Here is a 14,441-nt window from a genome sequence, read left to right on the forward strand (position 1 = left end):
GTGAGCACCGTTCATCCGTGCCGCCTTACAACGAATTTCTGGAGACAACTCATGCGCACCAGCCAGCCACAGACCATTTATCTCAAAGACTACCGTGTTCCCGCGTTTCTGGTCGATCACGTGGACCTGCGGTTCGAGTTGTTTGAAGACGGTGCGCGCGTCCACAGTGTGTTGTCGATGCGGCGCAATCCGGATTCGGCTGACCGGCAGGGTGCCCTGGAACTGGATGGCGACAGTCTGAAGCTGGAGGCGGTGTCGCTGGACGGCGCCGATCTGCGCGGTGGGCAATACCAGGATCTTGGCGATCGGCTGGTTGTGGCCGAAGTGCCCGACAGCTTTGAGCTGAAGGTGGTGACCTGGATTGAGCCGCAGAACAACACCCGCCTCGAGGGGTTGTACAAGTCCTCCGGCATGTTCTGCACCCAGTGCGAGGCGGAGGGCTTCCGTTGCATTACCTTCTTCCCGGACCGGCCGGACGTTATGGCCCGTTTCCGCACCCGGGTGGAGGCAGATAAAGCCGCCTATCCGATCCTGCTGTCCAACGGCAACGATGTCGAGCGCGGCGACCTGGCTGATGGCCGGCATTTCGTAACCTGGGAGGATCCGTTCCCGAAACCCTGTTACCTGTTCGCGCTGGTGGCCGGCGATCTTGTGGAAAAGCGGGATAGCTTCACGACCGTGTCCGGCCGTGAGATTGACCTGCGCATGTACGTCGAGCCGCGCAACGCTGAAAAATGCGACTACGCCCTGGATTCTCTCAAGCGTTCGATGCGCTGGGATGAAGAGGTCTATGGCCGCGAATACGATCTGGATATCTTCATGATCGTTGCCGTGGATGACTTCAACATGGGGGCCATGGAGAACAAGGGGCTGAACATTTTCAACTCCTCGTGCGTGCTGGCGAGCCAGGATACCGCCACCGATCTTGCCTTCCAGCGTATCGAGGCGATCGTCGCCCACGAGTATTTCCACAACTGGTCCGGTAACCGGGTGACCTGCCGCGACTGGTTCCAGCTGAGCCTGAAGGAAGGGTTCACCGTGTTCCGGGACGCCCAGTTCTCCTCGGACATGGGGTCGCCCACGGTCAAGCGCATTGAGGACGTCACCCTCTTGCGGACCGCGCAGTTTGCGGAAGACGGAGGCCCCATGGCGCATCCGGTACGCCCGGCCTCTTACATGGAAATTTCCAACTTCTACACCCTGACGATCTACGAGAAAGGGGAAGAAGTGGTGCGAATGATCCACACCCTGCTGGGGCCGGATCTGTTCCGCCAGGGCTGCGACCTGTATTTCGAACGGCACGACGGTCAGGCGGTTACCACGGATGATTTTGTCACCGCGATGGAAGACGCCAGCGGCCGTGACCTCTCCCAGTTCAGGCTCTGGTATGAACAGGCAGGTACTCCGGTGCTCAGTGTGAGTGACCATTACGATGACCAGGCCGGTACCTACCGTCTGACCATTGAGCAGAGCATCCCGGATACGCCCGGGCAGCGTGACAAGAAGCCGCAGCATATCCCGTTTGCCATCGGCTTGCTCGACAGCCGTGGTCAGGATCTGCCGCTGACATTGGCCGGTGAGAACGGGGCTCCCACCGAGCGGGTGCTGGAATTGACCGAAGCCAGTCACACCTTCGAATTCAGCGGACTTGCGGAGCGCCCGGTGCCTTCACTGTTGCGGGACTTCTCTGCGCCGGTGCGAGTCGTGTATCCGTGGACTCGTGAGCAGTTATTGTTCCTGATGAACCACGATGCCGATGGCTTTAACCGCTGGGATGCCGGGCAGCGGTTGGCCATCGATGTGATTCAGTCGCTCGTGGGTGCCGGTGAGGAGGTGGGTATTGAGCCTCGTCTGGTGTCTGCCTATCGTCAGCTGTTGTCGGATCAGTCGCTGGATCAGGCCCTGGTGGCCAAAATGATGCAGCTGCCTTCAGAGGCCTATCTGATTGAGCTGGCAGACAGCCCCGATGTACCGGCTATCCATAAGGCGCGCGAGCGGGTGCTCGCCCATCTGGCGGGCGAACTGCGCGAGGAATTGCTGAGCTGTTATCAGCGTCATGCCGCGGATGGCTCTTACGGCCTGTCACCGGCGGAGGTTGCCGGCCGCAGTCTGCGCAATACAGCGCTTGCCTGGCTCCTGCATATCAATGACGAGCAGGGCCGTGATCTTGCGGTGACGCAGTTCCGCGAGGCGGATAATATGACCGACCGGCTCGGAGCGCTGCGCGCGCTGGTGAACTCCGGATTCGTGCGCGATCGTGAGCAGGCGCTGGAGAGCTTCTATCAGCGGTTTTCCTCCGACCCGCAGGTGGTCGAGCAATGGTTCTCGGTGCAGGCTTCAAGCCCTGCCACCGGTAGCCTGGAGCAGATTCGGGCGTTGATGGACCACGACGCCTTCGACTGGAAGAATCCCAACAAGATTCGCTCGGTCATTGGCGTGTTCGCCGGTCAGAACCTGGCGGCTTTTCACGCCGCGGACGGGTCCGGTTATCGCTTCCTGGCGGAGCAGGTTTCCCGCCTGGATGACAGCAACCCGCAGATTGCTGCCCGGCTTGTTACGCCGTTAACCCGCTGGAAGAAATTCGCGACGGTCCACGGCGACCCGATGAAGAAAGCCCTGGAGCAGATTCGGGACAAGAAAGGCCTGTCGCGGGACGTCTACGAGGTTGTTCACAAGAGCCTGGCGGGCTGACAGACACGTTCAGATACAAAATCGCACTTTCGGTCGATAGACAATATCGGCCATTCGGCTAACCTGTGGCTTAGTCGGTAAACCATGAAACGACAATAAAAAAGCCCTCCAAAGGGCCTCCAGACGGAATTAAGGTTTCATAATGAGATACAACAAGAACTTCATTCTGGGCAGTTTGTTTGCATTTTCTGTGGCGTCAGCGCCCGCCATGGCGGCGGTGTCCTCCAGCGAAGCCGCGCGACTGGGGCAGGATCTGACCCCTTTCGGCTCCGTTAAAGCGGGTAATGACGCGGGAACCATTCCGGCCTGGGACGGCGGTCTGACAACCCCGCCGGCGGGGTATGAGGGCAGTGGCCAGCACCACATCAATCCGTTCCCGGACGATGAAGTTCTGTTTACCATCAGCGCCTCCAACATGGAGCAGTACAGCGAGTACCTCACCGATGGTGTGAAGGCGATGATGGAAACCTATCCCACCACCTTCCGTATTCCTGTTTATAAGACCCGTCGTACCCACGCGGTGCCGGACTGGGTCGCGGAGAATACCCGCGAAAACGCGGTGAGCGCCGAGATCGTTGGCCAGGGCGAGGGCCTTGACGGGGCCTTCGGCGGCTATCCGTTCCCGATCCTGCACGGTAACAACGAAGAGAAGGCGTGGCAGGTGATCTGGAACCATCTCACCCGCTGGCGTGGTGTGAGTGTGACCCGTCGCTCCAGTGAAGTGGCGGTTCAGACCAACGGTGACTATTCGCTGGTCACCTCGCAACAGGAAGCGTTCTTCAACTTCTACAACCCGGAAGGTGGTGAGAGCGAACTGGATAACGTCATTTTCTACTACCTGTCGTTTACCCAGTCTCCGCCCCGTCTCGCCGGTGGCGCGATCCTGATCCACGAAACCCTCAACCAGATCATCAACCCGCGTAACGGCTGGGGCTACAACGCCGGTCAGCGCCGGGTGCGCCGGGCGCCGAACCTCGGTTACGATTCGCCCATTGCGGCAGCGGAAAACCTGCGTACCGCCGACGATACTGATATCTTCAACGGGGCGCTGGATCGCTACAACTGGAACTATGAGGGTATGCGGGAGATCTACATCCCGTACAACAACTACCGGATCGGCGAAAAAGGCACCCCTTACTCCGAAATTCTCGGTATTTCCCATATCAACCCGGATCTGACCCGTTGGGAGCTGCATCGGGTGCACGTGGTGGAAGCAACCCTGAAGGACGGTGAGCGCCATATTTATGGTAAGCGCCGCTTCTATGTGGATGCCGACAGCTGGAACACGGTGCTGCTTGATCAGTACGACGGCCGTGGCGAGCTGTGGCGCGTTACCATGGGGCTGCCAAAGAACTATTATGAACTGCCGGGCGTGTGGACGGTGCTTGATGTCTATCACGACCTGCAGGCGCGCCGTTATCACGTACTGGGTCTGGACACTGAAGAGCAGAACACCAGAACCTTTACCAACGACGTACCCAACAAGCGCTACTTCTCGCCGGCCTCCCTGCGCCGTCGGAGTGTCCGCTAAAGCACCGTTGCTTTACGGATAACGTCCTCGCCCAGAGGAAGTGGCGAACCAACATACCGGTAACCGAGAGGTTACCGGTATGTTTATGAAACTGGCCGGTTTTCCGGCACCACAGAGACACAGTTCCAAACAACATATAGGCAATCTGAATGGCTACAAGGTTGATGTGCAAGACTGTGGGTGCGGCTTGTCTTGGAGTATCCATGGCACTGTCCGCCCCTTCGGTGTTTGCGCTTGCAGATATCATCGAAACTCCTTCCCGGCCGACGCAACTGGCGCCGCAGTCACTGCTGAACGATGTGACCCGCGCCGGTGACCGGATTGTGGCAACCGGCGAGCGTGGACACATCATCTATTCCGAGGATGACGGGCAAACCTGGACACAGGCAGAGGTGCCTGTGTCAGTCACCATGACCGGTATCGACTTCGGCACCGATCAGCATGGCTGGGCGGTCGGGCATAGCGGTGTGGTTCTGCATTCCTCGGATGCCGGGGAAAGCTGGGAGCTGCAACTGACCGGTGTTCAGGCGGCCGAACTTGCCATTGAAAGCAAGCAGGAACAGATTGCCGAAATGGAAGAGCGGATCGAGGAAGCGCCGGAAGAAGAGAAGGGCGACCTCGAGTGGGCGCTGGATGATCTGTTCTTTGCCGTCGAGAACATGCAGGCGGATCTGGAAATCGGGCCGGTCAACCCGCTGCTTGACGTCTGGTTCGAGAACGAAAGCCATGGCCTGGTAGTGGGCGCCTACGGCATGGTGCTGCGCACCACGGACGGCGGTGATAGCTGGAAGGACATGTCTGTCGAATTCGACAACCCGCAGAACTTCCACCTCAACGGCATTACCCGCATTACCGGCGGTGCGCTGGTGATTGTGGGCGAGGCGGGTCAGATCTACGTTTCCATCGACGGCGGTGAGAGCTGGGAGCGCCGTGAGAGCCCCTACGCCGGTTCTCTGTTCGGCGTTATCGGCACCGGTCAGGTCAACGAAATCATTGCCTTCGGACTGCGTGGCAACATGATGATGTCGACGGACCTGGGCCGGTCCTGGAATATGATTCCCAACGAAGGCGGTGCAACGCTGATGAGCGGAACGGTTGCCGATGACGGTCGGATTACTCTGGTGGGTAACGGCGGCGCCGTGCTGCTGAGCACCAACGGCGGCGAATCCTTCCGGCCGTATTTCCGCAATGATCGCGAAGGCGTAATGGGTGTGGTCCCGGTTTCCGGTACCGACCTGCTTCTGGTCGGCGAAGGTGGCGTCAAGCGCACCGATGCCCGTGGCAAGAACCTTCAATAACGCCCTGATGCGGCAACAACAGAACGGATAATAGAGGGGCTTTTGAATGTCGAACCCGAAGCACGACAAGGGCGAACATTACCTGACGACACCGAAGGCAGAGCCGTTCCTGGAACGTCTGATCTTCAACAATCGGGCCATCATCCTGATTGCATTCTTTTTCCTGACGCTGTTTCTGGGCTACAACGCCATCAAGATTCAGCCGGATGCCAGTTTCGAGCGGATGATTCCGCTGGAGCATCCATACATTGTAAACATGCTCGAGCACAGGAATGACCTGGAGAATCTGGGTAACTTTGTGCGAATCGCCGTGGAAGTCAAAGAAGGCGATATCTTCACCAAAGAGTACATGGAGACCTTGAAGGAGATCACCGATGAGGTCTTCTACCTCAGTGGGGTGGATCGTTCCGGCCTGAAATCCCTGTGGACCGCCAACGTTCGCTGGGTAGAGGTGACCGAGCAGGGGTTCCAGGGCGGCACCGTGATTCCGGACGGCTACGACGGTTCCCGGGAGAGCCTTGAGGCCCTGCGCCAGAACGTGTTGCGCTCCAACGAAGTCGGCCGGCTGATTTCCGACAACTTCCAGTCGACCATTGTTTACGCTCCGCTGTACGAGAAAAATCCGGATACCGGGGAGCCCCTGGACTACGGCAACTTTTCCCAGCAGCTGGAAGAGAAGATCCGCCAGAAGTACGGCGCGAATAACCCGAACATCGAGATTCACATTGTCGGTTTCGCCAAGAAGGTGGGTGACCTGATCGAAGGTATCGGTTCGATCGCCTATTTCGCCGGTATCACCATTCTGCTGACCACGCTGCTACTGTTCTGGTACTCACGCTGCATCGCCGGCACCCTGGTGCCCGTGTTCTCGTCGATTGTTGCGGTATTCTGGCAGCTGGGTGCACTGAAGTTGCTGGGCTATGGTCTGGACCCATACTCGGTTCTGGTGCCCTTCCTGGTGTTCGCCATCGGTATCAGTCACGGTGTTCAGGTGGTCAATGCCATGGCCGCCGAGGCCGCCAAGGGCTTTGACCCGATTACCGCTGCCCGTCTGGCTTTCCGCGCACTGTACATTCCGGGCATGCTGGCGCTGATTTCGGACGCCTTCGGTTTCCTCACGCTGCTGTATATCGAAATCGATGTCATCAAGGATCTGGCGGTTGCTGCTGGCCTGGGCGTCGCCATTGTTATCGTCACCAACCTGGTACTGCATCCGCTGATCATGTCGTACATCGGGATCACCAAGGGTGGTATCCGCAATGTGCAGAATCGCGGTGAGAAGCAGGATCGTAAATGGCGGGTCATGTCCTACTTTGCTCACCCGGGTGTGGCGCCGATCTCCCTGCTGATTGCGGTGATCGGTCTTGGCCTGGGGCTGTATTACAAGCAGGGCCTGAAGGTCGGTGACCTCGACCAGGGCGCGCCGGAGCTGCGGGCAGACTCCCGTTACAACCTCGATAATGCGTACATCATCGACAACTACTCCACCAGTGCCGACGTGCTCGTGGTCATGGTGCAGACGCCGGAAGAGCAGTGTACCCAGTACAACGTTCTGAGAGCGATGGACCGCCTGCAGTGGGAGCTGCAGAACACCCCGGGGGTTCAGTCAACCGCGTCCCTGGCGGATGTGTCCAAGATCGTGACCAAGGCGCTTAACGAGGGCAGCTGGAAGTGGTACGAGATCTCCCGCAACCAGACCATCATCAACGCGTCTATCCGTGAGGCCCCGGCCGGACTGATCAACACCAACTGCGATCTGACCCCGGTACTGGTGTTCCTGGAGGATCATAAGGCCGAAACGCTGCAGACGGTTGTTGAGCGTGTTGAAGAGTTCGCCGAGGCCAACAGCAATGAGGAGCATACCTTCAAGCTGGCGGCCGGCAACGCGGGCGTCGAGGCCGCAACGAACGAAGTTATTTCCAGCGCCAAGAACATGATGCTGATCTTCGTTTACAGCGTGGTGAGTTTGCTGTGCTTCCTGACCTTCCGCTCCATTCGCGCGGTGCTGTGTATCGTTGTGCCACTGGGCCTGACCTCCATTCTGTGTGAGGCGATCATGGCGGTGTCCGGTATCGGCATCAAGGTGGCAACGCTGCCGGTGATTGCACTGGGCGTGGGTATCGGTGTCGACTACGGCATCTATATCTACAGCAAACTGGAGAAGTTCCTGCTGGAAGGCAAGACGCTTCAGGACGCCTATTTCGAGACCCTGCGCTCTACTGGTAAGGCCGTTATCTTTACCGGTGTGACCCTGGGCCTTGGCGTAGTGACCTGGATCTTCTCTCCCATCAAGTTCCAGGCCGATATGGGCTTCCTGCTGTTCTTCATGTTCCTGTGGAACATGATCGGGGCCATCTGGCTGCTGCCGGCTCTGGCGCGCTTCCTGTTGCGCCCGGACCGCATGCTTGCCAAGGCGCGCGCTTCGAAATAAGCGCCGCCAGCACCAACAAAAAAGCCCGCTTTGCGGGCTTTTTTGTTTCCTGCTCAACCGTTTAGCCAGCTAATCCAAGCTTTATTTATGGCCTGAAGTGGTCTATGTTTCAAAACGAACCGGAAGTTTGTCCGTGTACACGCGCGGGCAGCAAATGATAACGATGAGAAAAAAGGAAGATCCCATGACACTAAGAATCAAAGGTTCCGTTCTCGCCCTGGCCGCCGCTGTCAGCCTCGGTGCCGCTTCTTCAGCGGTTTCCGCTCAGGAGCAGCGCTTTGTCACCATTGGTACCGGTGGTGTAACCGGCGTTTACTACCCGGCCGGTGGTGCGATCTGTCGTCTGGTTAACATGGACCGTAAGGAGCACGGTATCCGCTGCTCGGTTGAGAGCACCGGCGGTTCCGTATACAACCTGAACGCCATCCGCGAAGGTGAGCTGGACCTGGCCGTCGCCCAGTCGGACTGGCAGTACCACGCCTACAACGGCACCAGCGAGTTCGAAGACGCTGGTAAAGACGAGAAGCTGCGCGCGGTTTTCTCACTGCACCCTGAGCCGTTCACGGTTGTTGCAAGCAAAGGTTCCGGTATCAAGACCTTTGAAGATCTGGAAGGCAAGCGCGTGTCCATCGGTAACCCGGGCTCAGGTCAGCGCGCCACCGCGGAAGTGCTGATGAAGGAAATGGGTTGGGATGAGAGTAAATTCTCCCTGGCGGCTGAAATCAAAGCGGCTGAGCAATCACAGGCCCTGTGTGATGGCAATATCGATGCCTTCTTCTACACCGTTGGACACCCCTCCGGTGCAATCAAGGAAGCCACCACGTCCTGTGACAGTGTTCTGGTGAACGTTGATAACGACGCCACCAAGAAGCTGATCGACGAGAACCCATACTACCGCAAAGCCGTCATCCCCGGCGGCATGTACCGTGGCAGTGACGACGACGTCACCACCTTCGGTGTGGCGGCAACCTTCGTTTCCTCCACCGACGTACCGGATGATGTGGTGTATGCGGTCGTGAAAGCGGTCTTCGAGAACTTCGACAGCTTCAAGCGTCTGCATCCGGCCTTCGCCAACCTCGACAAGAAAGAGATGGTCACCGATGCCAACAGCGCACCCCTGCACCCGGGTGCTGAGAAGTACTTCAAGGAAGCCGGCCTGATCGACTGATCTGTCTGCGTCTCAGCACAGCGGGCCACGTGCCCGCTGTGCTGTCTCTCCGGGATTAATCTTTCACGTTACAGGAATCTTTTATGGCGACGAGCGACCCGGCTAGCGGGGCTGGTGTGGATGGCGGAAACGTAGAGCAGATTCTGCAGACAGAGACCGGGGGCAGGGCAACCAGCGGCAATGCCGCCATCGTTCTTTTCATTGTTCCTCTGGTATGGTCTCTGTTCCAACTCTGGATCGCATCACCTCTGCCGTACATTGTCGATTTCGGCCTGTTCAATTCCACCGAGGCCCGCTCCATACACCTGGGCTTTGCGGTATTTCTGGCTTTCTCTGCTTTCCCGATGATCAAGGGGGTGCACACCAATTATGTGCCTTTCTACGATTGGGTTCTGGCCGTTGTTGCGGCGTTTTGCGCATCCTATCTGTATGTGTTTTATGAAGAATTAGCGAGCCGCCCGGGGTTACCTACCACCCGGGATCTCTGGGTTTCCATGATCGGTCTGGTGCTTCTGCTGGAAGCCACCCGTCGTTCTCTCGGCCTGCCGCTGACCATCGTGGCCGCCGTGTTTATTACCTACTCCCTGGCCGGTCCCTACATGCCGGATGTTATTGCCCACAAGGGCGTCAGTCTCAGCAAACTGGCTTCCCACCAGTGGCTCGGCACTGAGGGGGTGTTCGGTGTGGCGCTGGGTGTGTCCACCAGTTTCGTTTTCCTGTTCGTGCTGTTCGGCGCGCTGCTTGAGCGGGCTGGAGCGGGTAACTATTTCATCAAGGTGGCCTATGCCGGGCTTGGCCACATGCGTGGCGGCCCGGCCAAGGCCGCGGTGGTTTCCAGTGGTCTGAGTGGGGTGATTTCAGGGTCATCCATTGCCAACGTGGTGACCACCGGTACATTCACTATTCCGCTGATGAAGCGTGTGGGCTTCCCGGCCACCAAGGCCGGTGCAGTCGAAGTGGCTGCCTCTACCAACGGCCAGCTGACGCCACCTATCATGGGTGCCGCTGCCTTCCTGATGGTCGAATATGTTGGTATTTCCTACCTTGAGGTTATCAAGCACGCGATCCTGCCGGCGCTGATTTCCTATGTGGCACTGATCTACATCGTTCACCTGGAAGCCTGCAAGCTCAAGATGCAGGGCATGGAACGTCCGAATAAACCGACGTTGGCCCAGCGGCTGCTGAATTGGGTCGTCCTGCTGATCGGCCTCAGTGTGTTGACGTTAGCGGTCTACTACGGTGTCGGTTGGCTGAAAACCCTGATGGGCGAAGCCGCCGTTTGGGTTCTTGGGCCCTTGCTGTTACTGGCGTACATCGCACTTGTGGCCTATGCCACCCGCTTCCCACAACTGGAGGCGGATGACCCGGAAGCCGAAATGGGCGAGCTGCCCGAGATGGGACCGACGGTCAAAACCGGTCTGTATTACCTGTTGCCAGTGGTAGTACTGATCTGGTGCCTGACGGTAGAGCGCTTTTCGCCCCAGCTGTCCGCATTCTGGGCCACGCTGTTCATGATCTTTATCGTGATTACGCAGCGACCGCTGCTTGCGTTTTTCCGCAAGCAGGGCGCCTTGATGGAAAGCGCTAAAACCGGTTTCTTTGATCTGGCACATTCGCTGGCAACCGGTGCCCGCAACATGGTGGGTATCGGGGTGGCCACCGCTACTGCCGGTATTGTCGTAGGTACCGTGACGCTGACCGGCATTGGCCTGGTGATGACCGAGTTCGTGGAATTCCTCTCCGGCGGCAACCTGCTGCTGATGCTGATTTTCACGGCCGTCATCAGCCTGATCCTTGGGATGGGCTTGCCAACCACCGCCAATTACATCGTGGTGTCGACCCTGATGGCGCCGGTCATCGTGACCTTGGGCGCCCAGAACGGCTTGCTGGTGCCGCTGATTGCGGTGCATCTGTTCGTGTTCTATTTCGGCATTCTGGCCGACGATACGCCACCGGTGGGGCTCGCGGCCTACGCCGCTGCCGCCATATCCGGGGCAGACCCGATCCGCACGGGTATTCAGGGCTTTACCTACGATATCCGTACCGCCATTCTGCCGTTTATGTTCATCTTCAACACCCAGCTGCTGCTGATCGGGCTGAGCGGGTGGTTCGATCTCCTCGTGACCATCTTTGGCGCGGTCACCGCCATGCTGGTGTTCTCCGCCGCGACCCAGGGCTTCTGGTTTACCAAGAGCTATAAATGGGAATCCCTGCTGTTGTTGTTGATCACCTTCACCATGTTCCGGCCCGGGTTCTGGTGGGATATGGTCTACCCGGCCACAGAGGAGCGGCCCGGGTCCGAGATCATGGAGTACGTGGAGAATGTGCCGGCGGACAAGGGGATCGTGCTGAAAGCGTCGGGCATGTCACTGGATGGCAGTGAGGTGACCACTTACCTCAAGCTCGAGATTCCCGCAGGCGATACGCCCGAGGAGCGTCTGATGGGCGCCGGCATCGAGTTGCGGCCGGATGGCGATCGTATGGCCGTCGACTTCGTGGAGTTCGGCAGCCCGGCAGAAGATGCCGGTATCAGTTTCGGCTGGACCATTGATGCGGTTCAGGTCGAGCTGGAACGCCCGCCGAAAGAGCTGATGTTCATTCCGGCCCTGATCCTTCTGGGCCTGGTGGCGTTCGGCCAGTTGCGCCGCAAAGCCAGGGAGGACGCTGCGGCAGCGCCGGCCTGACAGGTGCGCTGTATCGGAAAACCCGGCGTTAACCCGCCGGGTTTTTTTCTGGTAAACTCCGCTGCGAATGCGGCCCGTGGTTTGTATCACGGAAGGCCGCCAACATGTGATCTTTGGTACGGATCACCGCTGAGACCTTTTCAAGTCAGGAGAGCACCATGCCCGTAATTACCCTGCCGGATGGCAGTCACCGCAGTTTTGCCGAATCCGTAACGGTTCACGATGTCGCCGCCGATATTGGCGCCGGGCTTGCCAAGGCCGCTCTTGCCGGCCGGGTCAACGGTAAGCTGGTGGACACCAGCCATTCGATCGATGACGACGTTGAACTGGCCATCATCACCGAGCGCGATGAAGAGGGCGTCGACATTGTTCGCCATTCGACCGCTCATTTGCTGGCTATGGCGGTCAAGGAGCTGTTTCCGGCTGCCCAGGTCACCATCGGTCCGGTGATTGACAACGGCTTTTACTACGATTTCAAATTCGATCGCCCGTTTACCAACGAAGATCTTCAGCGCATCGAAAAGCGTATGGAAGAACTCGCCAAGCAGGACATTCCCGTGTCCCGCTCCGTGATGTCACGGGACGAGGCGGTCAAGCTGTTTGACGAGATGGGCGAGGAATACAAGGTGCGCATCATCGAGGACATTCCCGGTGATGAGGATCTGTCTTTTTACCGTCAGGGTGATTTCATCGATTTGTGCCGCGGGCCTCACGTGCCCAGCACCGGCAAGCTGAAAGCCTTCAAGCTGACCAAGGTGGCCGGTGCCTACTGGCGCGGTGATACCGGCAACGAGCAGTTGCAGCGGGTCTACGGCACCGCCTGGGGCAACAAGAAAGACCTGAAAGCCTACCTGCATCGTCTTGAAGAAGCGGAGAAGCGGGATCATCGCAAAATTGGCAAGAAGCTGAACCTGTTTCACATGCAGGAAGAAGCGCCGGGCATGGTGTTCTGGCATCCGGATGGCTGGTCGCTGTACCAGGAAATCGAACAGTACATGCGCGATATCCTGCACCGCCATGGCTACAAGGAAATCAAGACGCCGCAGGTGGTTTCCCGGGCGCTGTGGGAGAAGTCCGGTCACTGGGACAAGTTCCACGATGACATGTTCACCACCGAGTCCGAAAAGCACGACTTTGCCATCAAGCCGATGAACTGCCCGTGCCATATCCAGGTGTTCAACCAGGGTCTGAAAAGCTACAAAGACCTGCCGCTGCGTCTGGCGGAATTCGGCTCTTGCCACCGCAATGAGGCGTCTGGCGCCCTGCACGGGCTGATGCGGGTTCGTGGCTTTACCCAGGATGACGCCCACATCTTCTGTGAGGAAGACGCGATCCAGGAAGAGGTTTCACGGTTCATTGACTTGCTCCATGAAGTCTACAAGGATTTCGGATTCGACAAGATTCTCTACAAGCTCTCGACCCGTCCGGAAAAACGCGTCGGATCCGATGAGGTGTGGGATAAATCGGAAGCCGCATTGGAAGAAGCCCTTAATCGGGAAGGCGTGGATTGGGAATTGTTGCCGGGTGAGGGCGCCTTCTACGGCCCCAAAATCGAATTCTCCCTGAAAGACTGTATCGGCCGGGTATGGCAATGCGGTACCATTCAGGTCGATTTTTCCATGCCGGGCCGCCTTGGCGCCCAGTATGTGGCCGATAATTCCGAGCGGAAAACACCGGTTATGCTGCACCGCGCAGTACTCGGTTCGTTCGAGCGCTTCATCGGTATTCTCATTGAAGAATACGAAGGTGCCTTCCCCACCTGGCTGGCACCCACTCAGGTAGCGGTCCTCAATATCACCGATAATCAGCGTGATTATTGTCAGAAACTGGCGAAAAAGTGGGATTCTTTGGGCTATAGGGTTAATGCTGACTTGAGAAACGAGAAGATCGGCTTTAAAATCCGCGAGCACACTATTAATAAAGTTCCCTTTTTGGTTGTTGTCGGAGACAAAGAAATCGAGAACAACGCCGTAGCGGTGAGAACCCGCAGAGGTGAAGATCTGGGAACTATGTCGCTCGAAGCGTTTGAACAGCTGCTGGCTGACGACATTCAACGCAAGGGCAGAACCAAAACGGAGAGTTGATTATTAAACAGCGAGCGAATCGGGGTGGGCGCACACCAAAGGCGCCGATCAATGAGAACATTGACGCAACTGAAGTCCGACTGATCGATGCCGAAGGCAATCAGGTCGGGATTGTCCCGATCGAAGAGGCTTTGAAGTTGGCGGAAGAAGCCACTCTTGATCTGGTGCAGGTTACGGATTCCGATCCGATTGTCTGTAAGATAATGGACTACGGCAAGAAAATCTTCGAAGAGAAGAAGGCCAAAGCGGCTGCCAAGAAAAAGCAGAAGCAGACGCAGGTCAAAGAGCTTAAGTTCCGTCCAGGAACTGAAGAAGGGGATTATCAGGTCAAACTACGCAACCTGGTACGTTTCCTTGAAAACGGGGACCGCGGCAAGATCACGATCCGTTTCCGTGGCCGTGAGATGGCACACCAGGAAATTGGTATGAAGCTCATGGGCCGGATTGAAGCGGATATCGAAGAGATTGCAACGGTTGAGATGCGGCCGAAAATGGAAGGCCGGCAGATGACCATGATTGTGGCTCCCCGCAAGAAGAAGTGAACCTGATCGGGT

Annotated in this window: 8 protein-coding genes; all 8 read left to right on the forward strand. The window is 57.8% G+C overall.

Annotated elements, in window-relative coordinates; all coding sequences use genetic code 11:
- The first annotated feature begins 51 nt into the window (after positions 1-51).
- The 8 genes from pepN (at position 52) to infC (ending at position 14,429) form a co-directional block, all read left to right on the forward strand.
- Positions 52-2,691 (forward strand): aminopeptidase N, encoded by a 2,640-nt coding sequence (gene pepN, locus DYI22_RS03980; protein WP_213476740.1) that lies wholly within the window; start codon positions 52-54, stop codon positions 2,689-2,691.
- Positions 2,692-2,833: 142 nt separating this feature from the next.
- Positions 2,834-4,222 carry a DUF1329 domain-containing protein gene (locus DYI22_RS03985; protein ID WP_213476741.1) on the forward strand — a complete coding sequence of 463 codons (1,389 nt, stop codon included), beginning with the start codon at positions 2,834-2,836 and terminating at the stop codon, positions 4,220-4,222.
- Between the two features lie 203 nt (positions 4,223-4,425).
- The gene (locus DYI22_RS03990) at positions 4,426-5,520 is read left to right on the forward strand and encodes a YCF48-related protein (RefSeq protein ID WP_228300772.1); all 1,095 of its coding nucleotides are present in this window, start codon (positions 4,426-4,428) and stop codon (positions 5,518-5,520) included.
- A gap of 46 nt (positions 5,521-5,566) precedes the next feature.
- On the forward strand, positions 5,567-7,951 hold the full coding sequence (locus tag DYI22_RS03995; RefSeq protein ID WP_213476742.1) for an efflux RND transporter permease subunit: 2,385 nt from the start codon (positions 5,567-5,569) through the stop codon (positions 7,949-7,951).
- Between the two features lie 184 nt (positions 7,952-8,135).
- Complete coding sequence (locus DYI22_RS04000) at positions 8,136-9,119, forward strand: TAXI family TRAP transporter solute-binding subunit (protein ID WP_213476743.1); 984 nt, start codon at positions 8,136-8,138, stop codon at positions 9,117-9,119.
- 83 nt (positions 9,120-9,202) lie between these two features.
- Complete coding sequence (locus DYI22_RS04005; protein WP_213476744.1) at positions 9,203-11,803, forward strand: TRAP transporter permease; 2,601 nt, start codon at positions 9,203-9,205, stop codon at positions 11,801-11,803.
- A gap of 158 nt (positions 11,804-11,961) precedes the next feature.
- Positions 11,962-13,887, forward strand: a complete 1,926-nt coding sequence (thrS, locus tag DYI22_RS04010; RefSeq protein WP_213476745.1) for a threonine--tRNA ligase — start codon at positions 11,962-11,964, stop codon at positions 13,885-13,887.
- Complete coding sequence (infC, locus tag DYI22_RS04015; protein WP_213476746.1) at positions 13,884-14,429, forward strand: translation initiation factor IF-3; 546 nt, start codon at positions 13,884-13,886, stop codon at positions 14,427-14,429. The genes thrS and infC overlap by 4 nt, the downstream gene beginning before the upstream one ends.
- Positions 14,430-14,441: the final 12 nt, after the last annotated feature.

The sequence above is a fragment of the Marinobacter lipolyticus genome, from assembly GCF_018424605.1.
GTDB classification, from domain to species: domain Bacteria; phylum Pseudomonadota; class Gammaproteobacteria; order Pseudomonadales; family Oleiphilaceae; genus Marinobacter; species Marinobacter lipolyticus_B.